Annotated in this window: 18 protein-coding genes; 8 read left to right on the top strand and 10 right to left on the bottom strand. The window is 58.1% G+C overall.

The features are described from left to right. Positions 1–867 (top strand): MFS transporter (locus M7R55_RS03340; protein WP_298218501.1); only part of this gene is annotated, 867 nt, incomplete at its 5' end. Positions 868–922: 55 nt separating this feature from the next. On the opposite strand, the gene M7R55_RS03335 is transcribed toward M7R55_RS03340, so the two are convergent. Genes M7R55_RS03335 through M7R55_RS03320 form a run of 4 tightly spaced genes read right to left on the bottom strand, consistent with a single transcriptional unit; the run spans position 923 to position 4,915 of the window. Continuing rightward, positions 923–1,690: a DsbC family protein gene (locus M7R55_RS03335; protein ID WP_298218499.1), complete on the bottom strand. Its 768-nt coding sequence runs from the start codon at positions 1,688–1,690 to the stop codon at positions 923–925. 51 nt (positions 1,691–1,741) lie between these two features. After that, positions 1,742–2,638 carry a site-specific tyrosine recombinase XerD gene (xerD, locus tag M7R55_RS03330; protein WP_366881153.1) on the bottom strand — a complete coding sequence of 299 codons (897 nt, stop codon included), beginning with the start codon at positions 2,636–2,638 and terminating at the stop codon, positions 1,742–1,744. A 35-nt stretch (positions 2,639–2,673) separates the two neighbouring features. After that, positions 2,674–3,816, bottom strand: a complete 1,143-nt coding sequence (locus M7R55_RS03325; RefSeq protein WP_298218496.1) for a VWA-like domain-containing protein — start codon at positions 3,814–3,816, stop codon at positions 2,674–2,676. Continuing rightward, positions 3,806–4,915 (bottom strand): MoxR family ATPase, encoded by a 1,110-nt coding sequence (locus tag M7R55_RS03320; RefSeq protein ID WP_298218494.1) that lies wholly within the window; start codon positions 4,913–4,915, stop codon positions 3,806–3,808. The genes M7R55_RS03325 and M7R55_RS03320 overlap by 11 nt, the downstream gene beginning before the upstream one ends. Before the next feature lie 186 nt (positions 4,916–5,101). Here M7R55_RS03320 and acs point away from each other — a divergent pair, with 186 nt between their 5' ends. Together acs and M7R55_RS03310 are read left to right on the top strand one after the other, a co-directional pair. Further along, a complete protein-coding gene (acs, locus tag M7R55_RS03315) occupies positions 5,102–7,054 on the top strand; it encodes an acetate--CoA ligase (protein WP_298218492.1) in 1,953 nt (650 codons plus the stop codon). A gap of 100 nt (positions 7,055–7,154) precedes the next feature. Beyond that, positions 7,155–7,865, top strand: coding sequence for a cytochrome b/b6 domain-containing protein (locus M7R55_RS03310; RefSeq protein WP_298218491.1), 711 nt, complete (start codon positions 7,155–7,157; stop codon positions 7,863–7,865). Positions 7,866–8,188: 323 nt separating this feature from the next. Here M7R55_RS03310 and rpsI read toward each other — a convergent pair whose 3' ends face one another. Further along, the gene (gene rpsI, locus M7R55_RS03305) at positions 8,189–8,581 is read right to left on the bottom strand and encodes a 30S ribosomal protein S9 (protein ID WP_012824896.1); all 393 of its coding nucleotides are present in this window, start codon (positions 8,579–8,581) and stop codon (positions 8,189–8,191) included. A gap of 17 nt (positions 8,582–8,598) precedes the next feature. Further along, positions 8,599–9,027 (bottom strand): 50S ribosomal protein L13, encoded by a 429-nt coding sequence (gene rplM / locus M7R55_RS03300; RefSeq protein WP_298218489.1) that lies wholly within the window; start codon positions 9,025–9,027, stop codon positions 8,599–8,601. A gap of 327 nt (positions 9,028–9,354) precedes the next feature. On the opposite strand from rplM, the gene M7R55_RS03295 reads away from it, so the two are divergent. Continuing rightward, positions 9,355–10,605, top strand: a complete 1,251-nt coding sequence (locus M7R55_RS03295; RefSeq protein WP_298218488.1) for a (Fe-S)-binding protein — start codon at positions 9,355–9,357, stop codon at positions 10,603–10,605. 12 nt (positions 10,606–10,617) lie between these two features. Continuing rightward, on the top strand, positions 10,618–10,938 hold the full coding sequence (locus tag M7R55_RS03290; RefSeq protein WP_298218487.1) for an EthD family reductase: 321 nt from the start codon (positions 10,618–10,620) through the stop codon (positions 10,936–10,938). 2 nt (positions 10,939–10,940) lie between these two features. Here M7R55_RS03290 and M7R55_RS03285 read toward each other — a convergent pair whose 3' ends face one another. The 3 genes from M7R55_RS03285 to trpD are packed head-to-tail and all read right to left on the bottom strand — an operon-like array spanning position 10,941 to position 13,217. Then, positions 10,941–11,360, bottom strand: coding sequence for an OsmC family protein (locus M7R55_RS03285; protein ID WP_298218486.1), 420 nt, complete (start codon positions 11,358–11,360; stop codon positions 10,941–10,943). Further along, positions 11,357–12,166 carry an indole-3-glycerol phosphate synthase TrpC gene (trpC, locus tag M7R55_RS03280; RefSeq protein WP_298218485.1) on the bottom strand — a complete coding sequence of 270 codons (810 nt, stop codon included), beginning with the start codon at positions 12,164–12,166 and terminating at the stop codon, positions 11,357–11,359. The genes M7R55_RS03285 and trpC overlap by 4 nt, the downstream gene beginning before the upstream one ends. Beyond that, positions 12,159–13,217, bottom strand: a complete 1,059-nt coding sequence (gene trpD / locus M7R55_RS03275) for an anthranilate phosphoribosyltransferase (protein ID WP_298218484.1) — start codon at positions 13,215–13,217, stop codon at positions 12,159–12,161. Before trpD ends, trpC begins: the two co-directional genes overlap by 8 nt. Before the next feature lie 145 nt (positions 13,218–13,362). Here trpD and glyQ point away from each other — a divergent pair, with 145 nt between their 5' ends. The 3 genes from glyQ to M7R55_RS03260 are packed head-to-tail and all read left to right on the top strand — an operon-like array spanning position 13,363 to position 17,196. After that, entirely contained in the window at positions 13,363–14,289 is a 927-nt protein-coding gene (gene glyQ, locus M7R55_RS03270) for a glycine--tRNA ligase subunit alpha (protein WP_298218483.1), read from the top strand. A gap of 45 nt (positions 14,290–14,334) precedes the next feature. Further along, positions 14,335–16,413, top strand: a complete 2,079-nt coding sequence (glyS, locus tag M7R55_RS03265; RefSeq protein WP_298218482.1) for a glycine--tRNA ligase subunit beta — start codon at positions 14,335–14,337, stop codon at positions 16,411–16,413. 15 nt (positions 16,414–16,428) lie between these two features. Beyond that, positions 16,429–17,196 carry a lysophospholipid acyltransferase family protein gene (locus tag M7R55_RS03260; protein WP_298218481.1) on the top strand — a complete coding sequence of 256 codons (768 nt, stop codon included), beginning with the start codon at positions 16,429–16,431 and terminating at the stop codon, positions 17,194–17,196. Here the strand turns inward: M7R55_RS03260 and M7R55_RS03255 are convergent. Next, entirely contained in the window at positions 17,181–17,660 is a 480-nt protein-coding gene (locus M7R55_RS03255) for a hypothetical protein (protein WP_298218480.1), read from the bottom strand. The two genes, M7R55_RS03260 and M7R55_RS03255, sit on opposite strands and share 16 nt — an antisense overlap. Positions 17,661–17,927: the final 267 nt, after the last annotated feature.

Here is a 17,927-nt window from a genome sequence, read left to right as displayed (position 1 = left end):
ACCGAAAACGCCCCGCCGGGGAAACGGGCCTGGTATGGCATGTTCCCGCAATTGGGTGCGCCCATCGGCTTCATACTTTCCAGCGGCACCTTTGTGCTGCTCACCGCATTCCTGACCGACCAGCAGTTTTTCGATTTCGGTTGGCGCATCCCTTTTCTTGCCAGCGCGGCACTGGTGATTGTGGGGTTGTACGTCCGACTGAAAATCACCGAAACCCCTGCGTTCCAGGAAGTGGTCGAGCAAAACACGCGGGTTAAAACACCGATTGCCACGGTATTCAAGAGCCACTGGAAACCCGTGATTGCGGGCACGGTCATCGCACTGGCCACATTTGTCACGTTCTACCTGATGACCGTGTTCGCATTGACCTACGGCACAGCAAAGAACGGCCTGGGTTACAGTCGTGAGACTTTCCTGTTCGCCCAACTGTTCGCCGTGCTGTTTTTTGCGCTCACCATTCCCATTTCCAGCCTGATTGCGGATCGCTTCGGTCGCCGTTTGACGCTGATCGTGGTGACGCTGGGGATCTTCCTGTTCGGCTTTGCGCTGGCTCCACTGTTCGGTTCCGGCAATCTGACGGGCGTTGTGGTGTTTCTGGTGCTGGGACTAGGGCTGATGGGGTTGTCCTACGGTCCGCTCGGCACCCTGCTTTCCGAACTTTTTCCCACAACAGTTCGTTATACCGGCACCTCAATGGCCTTTAACTTATCGGGGATTTTTGGCGCCTCGCTCGCACCTTATGCCGCCACCTGGCTTGCCAGCCACTATGGGCTCAACTATGTCGGCTACTACCTCTCGGCCGCAGCCGCGCTGACCTTGCTCGGCCTGTTCTCCATCAAGGAGACTAAGGACGAGGCATTCCGCTGAACAGCAAACGGGGGCGTTTACCCCCCGAGGCAACAAAGGAAACTCAAGCCGATACTTACTGAGAAGCGGCCTGCCCGGTAATCACGGGGATCAACATCGACGCCGGACGATAACCCGGCACCGCGCTGCCGTCCGGCAGGATGATATAGGGCGTGCCACTCATGCCCAACTGCTCTGCCAACGCCATGTTCGCGTCGATCATGCTGTCCTTGCAGGCGTCACCCGACAAGGGCTGGCGCGCCATCGCGATATCAACGTTCTTGATCTTGTCCTTGCTGCACATGATCTGCGAGGACTCGACATAGCCCGGCGAGTCGTTGCCTGCACGGGGCGTCAGGATGGTTTGCACCTCGATACCGGCTTTTTGCAGGGCCGGGATTTCTTGGTGCAGCTTTTCACAGAACGGGCAAGTCGGATCGGTCAGAATGGTGACCGTGCCCTTTTTGGCGCCGTCGGCCGCAAAAATGACCTTGTGATCGGCCGGCACGGTTTTCAGTAGCGCGACGCGCTCTTGATCCCGGACTTTTTCGGTCAGATTGACCTGATTCTTGAGATCCAGCAGATTACCGGCAAACAGGTAGCGTCCGTCGGCAGTAACGTAGGCAATCTGCCCTTTGGAGACGATCTGGTAGATCCCTTTGATGGGCGTGGGTGCCACGCTGTCGATCGGCAGTTGGGCCATCGATTGAGCCAACTCCTTGCGGATCGTCTGCTCGTCACCGGCCTGATCGGCCCGTGCCATCGAAACGGATGCCATCACGGTCGAGGTGGCCATCACCCCCAAAAACAGGGCGCGGAAAGTCACGGAACGGGAAAAACTCATGTCAGATCACTCTAAATAAAAACCAAGGTAAAAATCTGGAATCAGCATAGCTTATCCACGGGGATGATGCTGCGCGTGCAATGCCTTAAGACGCGTGGTCGCCACGTGGGTATAAATCTGCGTGGTCGATAGATCCGCATGTCCCAACAGCATCTGCAATACCCGCAAATCCGCCCCGTGGTTCAGCAAGTGGGTCGCAAAGGCATGACGCAGGGTATGCGGCGAGGGCAGCCGCGCCAAGCCAGCCTGGAGCGCGTGGTGCTTGATTCGGTACCAGAACGCCTGACGCGTCATACCATTGCCGCGCTCGGTGACGAAGACGTTCGCGGACTCCCGTCGCCCCAGCAACGCGGGTCTCGCCTCGCGAAGGTACCGACTCAACCAAACGATCGCCTCATCGCCGATGGGCACCAATCGATCCTTGTTGCCCTTCCCCGTCACGCGCAACACACCCTGCACGAGGTTGATCTGACCAAATTGCAGGCCGATGAGTTCCGTCACACGCAGGCCACTGGCATACAGCAATTCCAGCATCGCCCGATCCCGAAGCCCGATGGGCTCGGACACATCCGGCGCGTCGAGCAGACGCTCGACCTCGTTTTCCGAAAGCGCGTAGGGCAATGCGCGCGGCAAACGAGGCGCGGCCAAGGCGGTGGTCGGATCATCCGTGCGCAAATTCTGTTGGCGCAACCAGCCGAAAAACCGCTTCAAGGATGAGCGCAAACGGGCGATTGAGCGCGCCGATTGACCGGAACTCATCCGCTCACCCAGCAGCCGGGGCAGATCCTCTGCCGAGGCTTCGTTCAGTCGCAAACCGGCGCGCTGCCACTCCAGCGCGGCCAGGCGCAAATCGCTGCGGTAGGCGCTCTGCGTATTTTTGCTCAAGCCCTCTTCCAGCCAGAGCGCGTTGATGAATTCGTCGATCAGCCGTGCCGTATCCTCATGCAAGACACGCTCATGTGTTTCATGCCGGGTTGGCGCACTCAACGCAAGCCCCCTCGATCAATCATCGGCAAGACACGCCCGAAAGGCGGTGGTTGCACTGCCGCAGTCCGCCCGCGAGTGGCACGCAACAGAGCAGACGGCACGAGCCAGAACACAGGGAAATGCGGCGCTTGCTCGGGATACTGCCCAATAAGATCGGTGCAATAGACCAAGGCATCCACACCGGAATCGCCATGCAAACGGGAAAACACCGGACGAAAATCTGTCCCGCCACCGCCCGTTTCCGGCAATGTCAGCGCACCCGACAGTATCCGATCGTCATGAATCCGGTTATCGCAGGTCAACAGGCGCAACTGCATATTCACCTTCCCCCGGAGTTGTTCCGCGTCAAACAGAAATTGCCGCACCCAAGCCGGATCAATCGAACCACTGACATCCAGCGCCAACACCAGATTGAGCCTCTTCCCCGCCAGGCGGGGCAAAATGAACGGCTCTACCTGCCGACGCGACGGACGATCGAACTGCCAGCGTTGATAAACACGCGATACAAGCCACAACGCCAGCACCGCGCGCCAGTCGGTCGCATCATCCCGCGTTATCGGCGCGCCAGCCGAGCCCTTGAAACCAGAGAATGATCGACCATCGGTGGATTGCCGCGCCGCTACCACCTTGGCGGCCTGCTGGGCATCGAAATCGATCGGTTCATCGGAATCATCTTCTGCCATGGACGAAGTCATATCACAAGATGCGGCTGCGTCCCGTGACGTGCTTCCCGCCGGCTCGGCGCGAGCCTTGTGGTTTTCGCCCGGCAGTTGAACGGGCACATCGGCCCAGGTTCCATGATGATCATCATGCCAACCGGCCGCCTCAGGGGACACACCCAGAGAAACCAGAAAATCGGTTGCCTCAACATCAAGCCGCGCATCAACGGCAGCCGGATGCCAGCGCCAGGTGCGATGCCCCAACGCCGCATGCGCCGCCAGGTGTAAAAGCGCATGGTGTAACTCTTGCGTGCTTGCTTGCGCCAGCCAGTCCTGCCGCAGCACCACAACGCGATCTGCCAGCCCGACCGCCCCACCCTGCCGCACCACCAAAGAGTGTTCAGGCAAGGCACGGATCAAGGCGGGCCAACGAACCGCCATCGCCCGTCGTGCCAGATGCCAACGGGTTTCATCCGGCACTTGGAGCCGCTACAAAACTTTCGACAGGGGCCTTGGCACCACGCACACTCACCCAGTTCGAAAAGGCGGGCTCATCGAACAACCGATCCCCTTCGATCTGATGCAGTTGTTCGATCAAACTGAAACTGAGGCGATCATCCGGCAACTCAACCGCCAGTTTCAGCGCCTCGTCGGAACGGATCCGCCCCTGATTCCGGGCTGCCACAATGGCCCGGACCGCATCCATTTGCGCGGACACATCGGTCAGTTGCGCCAGACTGCCCGGCTCATTCAACCAACCGGCGACCGAGAATCCCTCTTGTTCGCCGCTGCCAACAAATTCGGCCAACGCCGCAGCCGCCTCGCGTCCCACACAGGCCGCGATATGAATCAGGGTTGTTTCATCGAGCCCGGAAGAACCCGCCCCAGTCAGAGTGGGCAGGGCGCGCCGCTTGATCACCCGATCGGCAAACATCCAGCTACGCGGGCTGGGGAACGCCTTGACCTCCGGCTCCGGTAGAAACCGCGCCAACCAGTGCGGCTGTTCGGCCATAAAATCCCGCAGCACGGGCTCAATACCCTGCCGCGCAGCCCACGCCAGCCAGGCATCGGCATCGGCCTGTAGTTCCACATGCATGAACCGGTTGGCCAATGGCGCAGGCATCACGTAGGTAATGCCCCGATCATCGAGGCGGTTGCCCGCAGCCACGATGCTCCAGCCTTCAGGCAGGCGGTAAGCGCCCAAGCGCCGATCCAGAATCAATTGATAAGCCGCTGCGGCCACAGGCGGCGGTGCCGCATTGATTTCGTCCAGAAACAATACGCCACGCGGGCCATCGCGGGATTCATCCGGCAGCTCATCCGGCGGTATCCAGCGGACCTTGCCGTTGTCGTGCAAGGGGATGCCGCGCAGGTCGGTGGGTTCGAGCTGGGAAAGCCGCAGGTCGATCAATGGATAACCCTGCACCGCCGCCGCCTCGCGCACGAGATCCGATTTACCGATTCCCGGCGCACCCCAGATCATCAAGGGTACCGCCCACGCTGGAGCGGTCAGTGTCTCGGATAGCAATTCGGCCAATGCGGGGGCATCGAGCGCGGGGATGGTTTGTTCAAAACTCATGGTCAAAACTCATGTTCAATAATCAGGGTTAACTCAATTGAATCTGCACGATTCTGGGGGTATCTGGTAAGCCAACTATGGTCAATGAGGCCCGCATTTGGCAAAATCACGGGTTCACTCATACAGGTCGCGTTATTCGCAGCGGACCGATGCAGAAAGCCAGTCAAAGAAACTCAGGGGTATGTCATGAATAATCTCGAATCGATTCTAACGGAAAACAGGGTATTTCAACCCAACCCCGAGTTTGCCGCCCTCGCACGCATTGGTTCCCTGGATGCCTACAATGCACTCGTCGCCGAAGCCCAGAGCGACTATGAAGGCTTCTGGGCTCGACAAGCCCGCGAGTTCGTGACCTGGGACACGCCGTTTTCCACGATTCTCGACGATTCGAATGCCCCGCACTATCGCTGGTTTACCGATGGCAAACTCAATGCGTCGGTGAACTGCATCGACCGTCACCTGCCCGCCAAGGCACAGAAAGTGGCGATCATTGCCGAAGCGGACGACGGCAGCGTGCGGGAAATCACCTATCAGCAGTTGCACGATGAAGTCGCCAAACTTGCCAATGGCATCAAATCGCTCGGTATCACCCAAGGCGACCGCGTGATTATCTACATGCCGATGATCCCCGAAGCCAGCATCGCCATGCTCGCCTGCGCGCGGATTGGCGCCATTCACTCGGTCGTATTCGGCGGCTTCTCGGCCGAAGCGCTGCGTGATCGCATCAACGACACAGGCGCCCGCATGGTCATTACGGCCGACGGTGGCATGCGTGGCGGACGAACCGTTCCACTCAAGTCCGCCGTCGACAAGGCGCTCGAAGCCGGATGCCCCAGCGTGGAGAAAGTCGTGGTATTCGAGCGCCTCGGCAATGCCGCGCTCAACGCCGGCACAGATGTCGCCTGGAGCGCGCTTACAGCCAGCCAGTCAACCACCTGCGACCCCGTGATGGTGGAAGCCGAACACCCGCTTTTCCTGTTGTACACCTCCGGCTCCACCGGCAAACCCAAGGGCGTACAGCACGCTACCGGCGGCTTCCTCGTCAATGCGGCGCTGACCAATGCCTGGGTATTCGACCTGAACGACGACGATGTGTACTGGTGCACCGCCGATGTCGGCTGGATCACCGGCCACAGCTACGTTACCTACGGACCGCTGGCGCTGGGTGTTACTCAAGTCATGTTCGAAGGCATCCCCTCTTACCCGGACGGTGGACGTTTCTGGCAGATGATCGAACGCCACAAAGTTTCCGTGTTCTACACCGCGCCGACCGCCATTCGCGCCCTGATGAAGCTCGGCGATGACGTTCCGGCCAAATCCGACCTTTCCAGCCTGCGTCTGCTCGGCACCGTGGGTGAACCCATCAACCCCGAAGCCTGGATGTGGTATCACCGCGTAATCGGCGGCGAGCGCTGCCCGATTGCCGACACCTGGTGGCAAACAGAAACCGGCGCACACATGATTGCGCCATTGCCCGGTGCCATCGCGACCAAACCCGGCTCCTGCACACGTCCTCTGCCCGGCATCATCGCGGACATCGTCGATGACGAGGGCAATCCCGTGGGCCACAATCAGGGCGGGAATCTGGTCATCAAGAAGCCATGGCCTTCGATGATTCGCACCATCTGGGGTGACGACGCGCGCTTCAAACGCGGTTATTTCCCTGAGAAGCTCAAGGGATATTACCTCGCCGGTGACTCCGCCCGCCGTGATGACGATGGCTATTTCTGGATCATGGGTCGTATCGATGACGTATTGAACGTTTCCGGCCATCGCCTCGGTACTATGGAAATCGAATCGGCGCTTGTCGCTCACCCGCTGGTTGCCGAAGCAGCCGTGGTCGGCAAGCCGCACGACATCAAAGGCGAATCGATCGTCGCCTTCGTCGTCTGCAAGGGCGATCGGCCACAAGGCGACGCAGCCGATGCCATGGTCAAGACCCTGCGCGACTGGGTCGCCGAGCAAATTGGCCCCATCGCGAAACCTGATGACATCCGTTTTGGCGATAATCTACCCAAAACCCGCTCGGGGAAAATCATGCGCCGGTTGTTGCGCGGCATCGCCATCGGCGAACTCCCGCAGGGCGACGTTTCCACACTGGAAAATCCCGCCATTCTGGAGCAACTGCTCGGTAAGTAATTCACAACAAAGGGAGCCAAATGGCTCCCTTTTTTTCATAGTGCAAATTTGTCATAGTGCAAAATCACTAACCCGTACCACAGCACAGGAAGCCTTAGTCGTGCCCACTTCAGATAAATCCACCCCCCGCACTGTCAAAGTCTGGGATCTGCCCACCCGCCTATTCCACTGGTTGCTCGTGATCGGTATTTTCGCGATGTGGTTTACTGCCGATATCCTCGATCGGCTCGGCCTGCACATGACCATCGGTTATGCGCTGATCGGTTTGATCGTGTTTCGACTCGTTTGGGGCATCATCGGCAGTGATACGGCGCGCTTCAGCCATTTCGTCCATCATCCCAGGCATATCATTGCGTACATCAAGGGCGCCCATAAAGGCATATGGCTGGGTCACAACCCGCTCGGTGCGCTGTCCGTTCTGGCGATGATCATCTCGATCCTGGTTCAACTGGGCACCGGGCTGTTCGCCAATGACCAGATCTACAATGAAGGCCCTTTTTCAGGATATGTTTCTGAAAATACGCAGGATTTTCTGACGTACATCCACGACGTCAATTTCAACATCCTGCTGGGTCTGATTGCCCTGCACCTCTTGGCCATTGCCTTCTATCAATTCAAAAAACACGAACCCTTGGTTCAAGCCATGATTACCGGCAAGCGCGCGCTCAAACCCGATGAAACGGTGCAGAATCCCAATCTACACTTCGCCGGCTGGCTTGCCTTTGTTATTGCCACCATCATCGGTGTTGGCGTGTGGTATCTGGTGAGCTACCGCGCACCAATGGTTGCGGGCTGGTTGGGGCTGCATTGAAACCGCGCCAATAGTTTGCCATCGAGCACACCTTGCTCGAAGACTTGCGAGCACATCACCCCTCATTGCCCCCGTCGATAACGGCCGTGCGATACGTTGCTGCGATCAACCGTGGCGGGATAACATCAGCTCATCATCCGGATAATCGAATTAGGCATAATCGAAGCATCACCGTCCAACGAGCACAACTGGCGGCGCAGCTATTCGAATCGGGCAGAAATGCCTCGACTGAAATAAACACAACCCGATAGTAGTAACCATAAAAAAACCCGCCACATTGGGCGGGTTTTTTTGCGAGCCCGGCAAGCGGGCTCTGCGGATAATTAACGCTTGGAGAACTGAACCGCGCGACGTGCTTTACGCAGGCCGACTTTCTTACGTTCCACTTCACGCGCATCACGAGTCACAAATCCAGCGGTACGCAGCTTGCCACGGAAGCTTTCATCGTACTCCATCAATGCACGGGTCAGGCCGTGACGAATCGCACCTGATTGACCGCTGGGGCCGCCACCGGCCACGGTGCAGAACACATCGAAGCGGTCACCCACTTCGAGCAGTTCCAAAGGCTGACGAACGACCATGCGTGCCGTTTCACGACCGAAGAAGTCTTCGATGGTTTTACCGTTGATGGTGATCGTGCCGTTACCAGGACGAAGAAAAACCCGTGCCGCAGATGTTTTGCGACGACCGGTACCGTAATTTTGGGTGACTGCCATGACTGATGATTCTCCGATCAGATATCAAGCGGTTTGGGTTGCTGCGCCGCGTGATTGTGTTCACCACCGGCATATACTTTGAGCTTGCGGAACATGTCGCGACCCAGCGGGTTCTTGGGCAACATGCCTTTGACCGCCATTTCGATGACGCGCTCAGGCGCACGTTCGATCATTTTCTCGAACGTGAAGTGCTTCATGTTACCGATGAAGCCCGTATGGAAGTGGTACATCTTGTCTTGCGCTTTGTTGCCGGTGACTTTGACGTCTTTCGCGTTGACGATGATGATGTAATCGCCGGTATCCACATGCGGCGTGAATTCAGCTTTATGCTTGCCACGCAGGCGACGCGCCACTTCAGTCGCCAAGCGGCCGAGGGTTTTGCCTGATGCGTCGATCACAAACCAGTCGCGCTTGACTTCTGCCGACTTGGCGGAAAATGTTTTCATTTATATAGCTCCCAAAGAAGCGAAAAGAGTGCCGAAAAACGGACATTAATTCAAAGAGGCGGCGATTCTAGCGAAACATGCCGCCACTGACAAGTGATTCTGATGCCGAATTCGACATTTGGTGATGAACCGGGTTTCTTCCGACAAGTTTTGTGGGCAAAAAAAGAGCCGACGCAAGGGCCGGCAACAAGAACCACCAAAGGAAATCAGCAATTAACGGTATTAGAATAAACTAAAATACTCAAGGATTGCAAGTATATTTCACTGTGCTCCTTCCGGCCAGCTGCACAACTTGCCTCGAATAGTGCCGCATGGTTTGATGCGAGCATGAACACGCCGACAGATTCCACCGACCGCTCAAACGCAAAGATGCGCATCAAACACCATGCGCTCGACTGTGTGATGTGCGGCATCTGCGTCCCCCACTGCCCCACCTTTGCCCTGTCTCACAATGAAGCGGACGGTCCGCGCGGGCGCATCAGTCTCGCACTCGGTTTGGCGAGCGGCACACTCGCGCTCGATGCGGGCGTGGTGGCACATCTTGATGGTTGCCTTACCTGCCACGCCTGTGAATCGGTTTGCCCTTCGCTCGTTAATTATGGCGAACTGATCGACGAAGTTCGCGACGCACTGGCACACGATGAATTCGCATCAGCGACAGCCAATACACGACCGCGAGCCGCCTTCAAACGCTGGATTTGGTTGCGTCACCATGTATTGAGTCAGAGACAGTTCTTCGGTGCAGTTTGGACTGCGCTCTCCCTGCTTGACCGATTAAAGGTAACCGACATGATTCGTCGCTTTGGCGGACGAACGGGGCAAATCCTGCCGCCCGTTCTTCCCAGGCGATTCCGTCCGAATGGCAGGATAGGCACCGCCCCCGCGCCAGAGGCCACGACCAAAACCGTCGGGCTTTTCATCGGCTGCACCGGCGAGGCATTAAATAGTGATGCCGTGCGTGCCAGCATCAAAGTGCTCAATGCCCTGGGTTATGCGGTGGAGATACCCACCGATCAAGTTTGCTGCGGCGCCATGCACCAACACGGCGGCGATATCTCGGAGGCTACCCGTCTGCGTGCGGCAAACCGCACGGCATTTGCTGACAGGAACTTAAGCGCCATCGTCGTCATCGGCACTGCCTGCGCCAGCGAACTTCAGCGAGAGCAAAATAATGTGCCCTTTGTGGAAATCACCGATTTCCTCGCCCAAGTTCCCGATGACCAATGGCCCCAGTTGCAACCAATCCCGGCGCGCGTGGCCATTCATTTACCCTGCAGCCAGACCCGCGTGCTCAAACAACCTCGCAGCACCGAGCGACTGTTGCAAAGAGTCCCGGAGTTGAATCTCGTACCACTGGCCAACAATGACCGCTGCTGTGGGGCGGCCGGAATGCATGTATTAATGTATCCCGATCAGGCCGACGCACTGCGCGCACCGAAACTCGATGAAATTGAACAACTGGATCCCGATTTTTTGGTTTCGGCCAATATTGGCTGTGCAACGCATATCGCTGTCGGGCTGGGTTCACCCGTTTTGCATCCGGTGGAATTAATCGCCCGGGCAATACCGACACACTAAGGATCAAACCTCATGGTCAAAATCAGTATTTTTTACCCGAATCGGCCCGATGGGCGATTTGACATGGCCTACTATCTGGAACGCCATATCCCGATGACGCTCGAACTGGTTGGCAAGCACCCGGGCTACCGTCGCGTGACGATCGACGAAGGCATGGGTGGGGAAAAACCGGGAAGTCCGGCCACCTATGCCGCGATCTGTCACTTTGAATTTGATTCAAAAGACTCGTTTCTTGCTGCTTTTGAACCGCACTGGCCGGTAATCGAAGCAGATGTACCAAACTACACCAATATCGAACCGGTCCTTGAGTTTTACCGGATGGTATCGATCTGATCTTACGATCCGCGAATCTCGAAGTCGTAGGTAATATCCACGCTGTTTTTCAGCATCGCCGAAACCGAGCAGTACTTCTCTGCCGAGAGTTTGACCGCGCGTTCGACCTGTTTCGGATCAAGCCCCGAACCTTTGACGACATAATGCACATGAATCTTGGTGAATACCTTGGGCGCGGCCACATCGGCGCGTTCGGCATCGAGCTCGATCCAGCAGTCTTCGACCGGCTGGCGTTGTTTGCCAAGAATGACCATCACGTCGATGGCGGTACAACCGCCCAGCCCCATCAGCACCATTTCCATGGGCCGCGCGCCCAGATTCCGCCCGCCGATATCCGGCGAACCATCGAGCATGATGCCGTGCCCGCTATCGGATTCGGCCATGAAGGCCATGCCTTCGACCCATTTCACCCGTGCTTTCATTTGCTTGTTCCTCCAAAAAGATGGTGCAGCGCCACGCCCGGATCGTCGGCGCGCATGAATGCTTCACCGACCAAAAAGGCATGCACATGATTACTGCGCATCCGCTCGACATCGGTTGGCGATAGGATGCCGCTCTCGGTAACGACCAGAATATCCGGTGGAATCTGGCTCAATAGTTCAAGCGTGGTGTCGAGCGTGACGTCGAACGTACGCAGATCGCGGTTGTTGATGCCCACCATGTCGATGCCCAGAGCCAGGGCGCGTTGCAGTTCGTTGGCATCATGCACCTCGACCAGCACATCCATGCCCAGATCGGTCGCTTGCTTATGCAGGGCTGCCATTTCGCTATCGCTTAATGCGGCAACGATCAGCAAAATGCAGTCGGCACCCATCGCACGCGCTTCGACCACCTGATATTCATCGACCATGAAGTCCTTGCGGAGCACCGGCAACCGGCAGGCCGCGCGCGCTTCACGCAGATAGTCTTCATTGCCTTGAAAAAAATCATGATCGGTCAGCACGGATAAACAGGCGGCACCACCCGCTTCGTATTGCCGGGCGATTTCGGCCGGGTGGAACGGGTCACGCAGCACGCCCCGGCTGGGGGAGGCTTTCTTCACCTCGGCTATGACAGCGGCTTGACCTGCAGCAATCTTTCGGCGCAATGCAGCGACAAAACCACGCGGCGCATCCGCCTCACGAGCCAACAGCGCCAGCTCCGTCAGCGGGAGAATCGCGCTGCGCTCGGCCACTTCGGCCCATTTTCGAGCGATGATTTTTTTCAGAATGTCGGGTGTATCAGTCATGTGTGGAATTCCGGCAGGCCTGGGTTTTGGCAATCAGGGCATCGAGTTTAGCCAGTGCGGTACCAGATTTCAGAATCGCCTGCGCACGGGCAATGCCCTCTGCCAATGTATCGGTCAGGTCGGCGGCGTAAATCGCCGAACCAGCATTGAGCGCAATCATATCGGCAACAGGGCCTGCTGTTCCGCCTAGGGCTGAACGCACCAAGCTCACGCTTTGCTCCGGACCTGTCACGATCATGGAAGTCAAAGGCTGGCGCTTAATACCGAACTGCTCCGGCGTAATCTGGTAGCGGTGGATTTTTCCTTGATGCAACTCGGCCACTTCGGTCGCCTCGGCGAGGCTGATTTCATCCAGCCCATCGTGGCTGTGCACGACCAGAACGTGACAGGCACCCAACAGGCGCATCACGGCCGCCAGTGGTTCGAGCCACTGTTCGGCATACACGCCCAGCACCATCGAGGGCGCATTCGCCGGATTGGTGAGCGGCCCGAGTACATTGAACAGCGTACGCACGCCCAGCTCCTTGCGGGGCACGGCGGCATGGCGCATCGAGCCGTGATGCTTGGGCGCAAACATGAAGCCCACGCCCAACTCACGCACACATTCGGCCACGCAATCAGCGGACACATCCAGCGCCACGCCTGCCGCTTCCAACATATCGGCACTGCCGGATTTGCTCGTAATGGATCGATTGCCGTGCTTGGCGACATGCCCCCCCGCCGCCGCCACCACAAACCCCGACGCGGTGGACACATTAAATAAAGCCGAACCGTCTCCGCCCGTGCCCACAATATCCACAAGGTTCGGCACATCGACGCGCACGCCAACGGCCAGCTCGCGCATGACCTCGGCGGCGGCGGTGATTTCATCGACGGTTTCGCCTTTCATCCGCAGCGCGACCATAAAGCCGGCTACCTGCACCGGCGTTGCACCACCCGACATGATCTGGCGCATCACGCTGCGCATGTCTTCACGCGAAAGGTCGCGCCGGTCAACGGCAAGCGCGATGGCTTGGCTGATATTGAGTTCTTGGTCGAGTTGTTGGTCCATTACCGGGTCCGCGCCTGTGGCGTCCAAAGGATGAATTCAAAATTGAAAGAGGCCGAAAATACCACGCCACGCCCCGTTTGCGCCACCGATGATCGTTCAACTTCAGTATACTAAGCGCCATTTATTCGCCGCCGATGAGCCTGTTATGCCGATTGAAATGAACACCCATCACGATTTATCCACGTTTCAGGGATTGATTCTCGCCCTGTCCGAGTTCTGGGCGAATCAGGGTTGCGCCGTGCTGCAACCTTTGGATATCGAGGTTGGCGCGGGCACCTTCCACCCGGCGACCTTCCTGCGCGCGATTGGCCCGGAGCAGTGGCGCGCCGCTTATGTCCAGCCCTCCCGCCGCCCGACCGATGGCCGCTATGGCGAGAATCCGAACCGTTTGCAGCACTATTATCAATTTCAGGTGCTGCTCAAACCCTCACCAGACAACATCCAGCAACTCTACCTCGACTCGCTCGCCCTGCTGGGCTTCGACCCGCTCACCCACGACATCCGCTTCGTGGAAGACAACTGGGAATCGCCCACGCTCGGCGCCTGGGGTCTGGGTTGGGAAGTGTGGCTCAACGGCATGGAAGTCACGCAATTCACCTACTTCCAGCAGATCGGCGGACTCGATTGCCGCCCGGTTTCCGGCGAAATCACCTACGGTCTCGAACGCTTGGCCATGTACATGCAGGGCGTGCAGAGCGTCTACGATCTCGTCTGGAGCAAGAGTGAGGCGGGCATCATCACCTATGGCGATGTGTATCACCAAAACGAAGTGGAACAATCCACCTACAACTTCGAACAGGCCGACACCGCCTTCCTGTTCGGGCTGTTCGATCAGGCCGAGCGCGAATCACTGCGTCTGGTGGAACTCGGCCTGCCGCTGCCCGCTTACGAGCAAGTACTGAAGGCCTCGCATGCCTTCAACCTGCTGGACGCGCGCCGCGCCATTTCCGTCACCGAGCGCCAACGCTTTATTCTGCGTGTGCGCACCCTCGCTCGCGGTGTGGCCGAAGCCTATTACGCCCGTCGTGAGGCCCTAGGCTTTCCGATGCTGGCACGCAACGCCACAGCTTAATAAATAATGGCTTACTAAAAAGTTACGCTTTTCTGGACTATCCACATGACTGATCGCGCCGATTTTCTATTCGAACTGGGCACCGAAGAACTGCCCCCCAAAGCGCTGCTGCGTTTGAGCGATGCCCTGACCGAAGAACTTCTGACTGGACTTCGCGAAGCGGGGCTATCCTTTGGAACGCATCAAAGCTACGCCGCGCCCCGCCGCATGGCCGTGCTGATTCGCGACGTGGCCGCCAGCACGCCCGAACAGGCCGTTGAGCGCAAGGGCCCGGCACTGGCAAGCGCCTTCGACGCGGAAGGTAAGCCCAGTCGCGCACTGGAAGGCTTCGCCCGCTCCTGCGGCGTGACGGTGGACGCACTCGAAAAAATCGAAACGGACAAGGGCACCTGGCTCGTGTATCGCCACACCCAACCGGGCAAAACCGCCGCCGAGATTATTCCAGCCGCCATTGCCCGCGCATTGGACAAACTCCCCACGCCCAAGCGGATGCGCTGGGGCAGCCATGAGGTGGAATTCATCCGTCCGGTTCACTGGGCAGTTGCCCTGCACGGCAACACGGTCATCGACACCGAGATTCTGGGCGTGAAAGCCGGTCGAGAAACCTTCGGCCACCGCTTCCATCACCCGGCAGCCATTACCATCGAATCCCCCGCAAGCTATGCCGACGTGCTGGAGAAGCAAGGCTTTGTGCTTGCCGATTTCGCGGCACGGCGCAACAAAATTCAGGCGCAGATCGAAGCCATCGCGAGCGAACTCGGCGGCACGGCACGTGTGGATGAAGATCTGCTGGATGAAGTGACCGCACTGGTCGAATGGCCCGTGGCCGTGGCAGGCAAATTCGAGGAATCTTTCCTGCAAGTGCCGCACGAGGCGCTGATTTCCACCATGCAGGGCAACCAGAAATACTTCCCGCTGGTCGATGCGCAAAACCGCCTGCTGCCGTGGTTCATCACCATCGCCAACATCGACAGCAAGAACCCCGCTGCGGTGCGCGAAGGCAACGAGCGCGTGATTCGTCCGCGGTTCGCCGATGCGCTGTTCTTTTGGAATGAAGACCGTAAACACACGCTGGAATCGCATCTGGACTCGCTGAAAACGGTGATCTTCCAGCAGCGTATGGGCAGTTTGTTCGACAAGACCATCCGTGTTGAACGGCTTGCCGAGTACATTGCCGAGCTGATCGGCGGCGACGTTACGCAGACACGGCGTGCGGCGCGCCTGTGCAAATGCGACCTGCAAAGCCACATGGTGGGTGAATTCCCCGAGCTGCAAGGCATCATGGGGCGTTATCTGGCCACCCACGACGGCGAGCCCGCGGCCGTCGCGCAAGCGCAAGACGATTACTACCTGCCACGCCGAGCCGGAGACGCGTTGCCTGGCGATGCGGTGTCGCAGGCAGTCGCACTGGCCGACCGGCTCGACACCCTGATGGGGATTTTCGCCATCGGCCAGGCGCCGACCGGTGCCAAGGACCCGTTCGCCCTGCGTCGTGCGGCGCTGGGCGTGCTGCGCATCATCGTCGAGCAACAACTGGATCTTGATCTCAAATCCTTGCTGGAACAGGCGGCCAAAGGCCTTGATTCGATCATTCCGGAAGCCGTCGAGCATGTACAGGCCGTTTTTGAATTCATCACCGAACGGCAATACCGCTTCAGCCTCGATCGCGCCATCCGCGCCGATGTGTTTGCCGCTGTCGCCGCCGTGGGCACGACCCGACCGCTGGACTTCGAACAACGCATGGTGGCGGTCAACGAATTCCTGAATCTGCCGGAAGCCGAACCGCTCACCGCCGGAAACAAGCGCATCCAGAATATTCTGAAGAAACAGGAACAGCCGGTCGACGGTCACATTCAAGTCGATCTGCTACACGAAGCCGCCGAAAAAGCGTTGTTTGACGCGGTAACTGAGATAACACCGCGCATTCGTGCCGCCACAGCTGAGCGCGCATACACCGACGCGCTCACGGAGCTGGCCCAGCTGCGGGCACCGATTGACCGTTTCTTCGATGAAGTGATGGTCATGGCGGACGACCCGGCCATTCGACGCAACCGGCTGGCTCTGCTGCAACAGACCGGCGCGTTGTTCCTCAGCATTGCCGATCTGGCGCAACTCAATGGTTAAACGGACACGATCAATATGCCGCTCGCGTTTATTCGCTCCCTTTTATTTCTGCTGATCAGTTATGTGATGCTCATCCCGTATATCCCGGTCATGCTGATCGGCTGGTTGCTGCCCGCGCGGCGGCGGTATTACGTGATGTTCAGTTACGGGTTTGTCGTGTTCTGGCTCGCACGCATCATCGTGGGGTTGCGCTGGCAGATCGAGGGGCGCGAGCATCTTGCCGGAGCGCCTGGGCGGTTGATCGCATCCAAGCATCAGTCCACCTGGGATTCGATGATTTTGCCCCAGCTATTGCATCAACCCGCCTTTGTTCTGAAAAAGGAACTGCTCTGGATTCCGATTTTCGGCACCGGCCTGGCGGGCATGGGCCCCATCGCCATTGACCGGAAGGCAGGCAGCCAGGCACTCAAGCAGATTATCAAGCAAGGGAAGCTGGCGATGGGCCAGGGGCGGGATGTGATTATTTTCCCCGAAGGAACCCGTTACAGCCCGGACGCCGAACCCAGTTACAAGATCGGTGCGGCGATGCTCGCACTCCAGGCCAAGGCAGATGTGATCCCCATTGCGCTCAATAGCGGGTGCCACTGGAAAAAGGGACAGTTTCTGAAATACCCCGGCACCATTCATGTTGTGATCGGGCCGCCCATCCCCATTGCAGGGAAGAAAGCCGACGCGCTGACCGAAGAAATCAAGCAATGGATCGAAGGCCAGCAACAAAGATTGTATCACCAGTATGGCTGTCCCAACACCGGCATAGCCCCCGAGCGTCAAGCCGACCGGTAAGCCTCCTGCACCCATTCAGGGACGGGGCTCGCGTGCCGGGAGGCCTCGAATCCCCGTTCAACGAACTGATGCAATGTCAGATCATGGGCATGGATCAGCTCGATCAATTTGGGATCATCCGCCGTCAATTCCGCTTCTACGCCATTTTCTATGTTCCGGTAGACCATGGAAATCTCTTCGCGGTATTCGAACAGGGCGCTGAATAACGGGTCCCATGACCGAATGGCGCGGCCACTGCCAAACCGAACTTTCATCCCTTCGACATGCTCCTGAATGATACGAACCAGCTCAGGGTTCTCGCTCGTCGTCTGCACACGAATGCCGTTCGGCAACGCCTCGGTTTCACGCCGAAGCTGCTTATGGTCGATCAGCAGTTGTTTGAACAGGGCCTGATCGCGACGGTGACTTTCATCCGTTCCCCGACCATGCCGATAAACATGCGTACTTTCTTGAGACTCGCTCATAAACCACCCCTTTCCTGCATCAATTTGCCACATTTGGACATCATAACCAGAATAGCTATAAAAACATATTGGTCATAGGGAATGGATCATCAATAACGCCAACAGGCAGGGAATCCCGGACAGAAGGGCACCTCGAAAAACCGTCACGAGCGGTCCGAGTGCAAGGCGGCCGGAGCGCAGCGCCGAGACATATCAAATAGATAGGCGATGGAGCGAGCACCGCCCAACGCAGCAATCGGGTCGCGCAGTAGGTTTTTCGAGGTGCCC

The organism is Halothiobacillus sp., from assembly GCF_027346185.1.
Classification (GTDB): Bacteria; Pseudomonadota; Gammaproteobacteria; order Halothiobacillales; family Halothiobacillaceae; genus Halothiobacillus.
The sequence above is the reverse complement of the archived record's forward strand: the minus strand, read 5'-3'. Positions and strand labels throughout refer to the sequence as shown.

What these genes read in the sequence shown, in the direction of transcription:
- M7R55_RS03335 (WP_298218499.1), bottom strand. Translation starts at nt 1,690, where the DNA reads ATGAGTTTTTCCCGTTCCGTGACTTTCCGCGCCCTGTTTTTGGGGGTG.
- M7R55_RS03320 (WP_298218494.1), bottom strand. Translation starts at nt 4,915, where the DNA reads ATGAGTTTTGAACAAACCATCCCCGCGCTCGATGCCCCCGCATTGGCC.
- acs (WP_298218492.1), top strand. Translation starts at nt 5,102, where the DNA reads ATGAATAATCTCGAATCGATTCTAACGGAAAACAGGGTATTTCAACCC.
- rpsI (WP_012824896.1), bottom strand. Translation starts at nt 8,581, where the DNA reads ATGGCAGTCACCCAAAATTACGGTACCGGTCGTCGCAAAACATCTGCG.
- rplM (WP_298218489.1), bottom strand. Translation starts at nt 9,027, where the DNA reads ATGAAAACATTTTCCGCCAAGTCGGCAGAAGTCAAGCGCGACTGGTTT.
- M7R55_RS03295 (WP_298218488.1), top strand. Translation starts at nt 9,355, where the DNA reads ATGAACACGCCGACAGATTCCACCGACCGCTCAAACGCAAAGATGCGC.
- M7R55_RS03290 (WP_298218487.1), top strand. Translation starts at nt 10,618, where the DNA reads ATGGTCAAAATCAGTATTTTTTACCCGAATCGGCCCGATGGGCGATTT.
- M7R55_RS03285 (WP_298218486.1), bottom strand. Translation starts at nt 11,360, where the DNA reads ATGAAAGCACGGGTGAAATGGGTCGAAGGCATGGCCTTCATGGCCGAA.
- trpC (WP_298218485.1), bottom strand. Translation starts at nt 12,166, where the DNA reads ATGACTGATACACCCGACATTCTGAAAAAAATCATCGCTCGAAAATGG.
- trpD (WP_298218484.1), bottom strand. Translation starts at nt 13,217, where the DNA reads ATGGACCAACAACTCGACCAAGAACTCAATATCAGCCAAGCCATCGCG.
- glyQ (WP_298218483.1), top strand. Translation starts at nt 13,363, where the DNA reads ATGCCGATTGAAATGAACACCCATCACGATTTATCCACGTTTCAGGGA.
- glyS (WP_298218482.1), top strand. Translation starts at nt 14,335, where the DNA reads ATGACTGATCGCGCCGATTTTCTATTCGAACTGGGCACCGAAGAACTG.
- M7R55_RS03260 (WP_298218481.1), top strand. Translation starts at nt 16,429, where the DNA reads ATGCCGCTCGCGTTTATTCGCTCCCTTTTATTTCTGCTGATCAGTTAT.
- M7R55_RS03255 (WP_298218480.1), bottom strand. Translation starts at nt 17,660, where the DNA reads ATGAGCGAGTCTCAAGAAAGTACGCATGTTTATCGGCATGGTCGGGGA.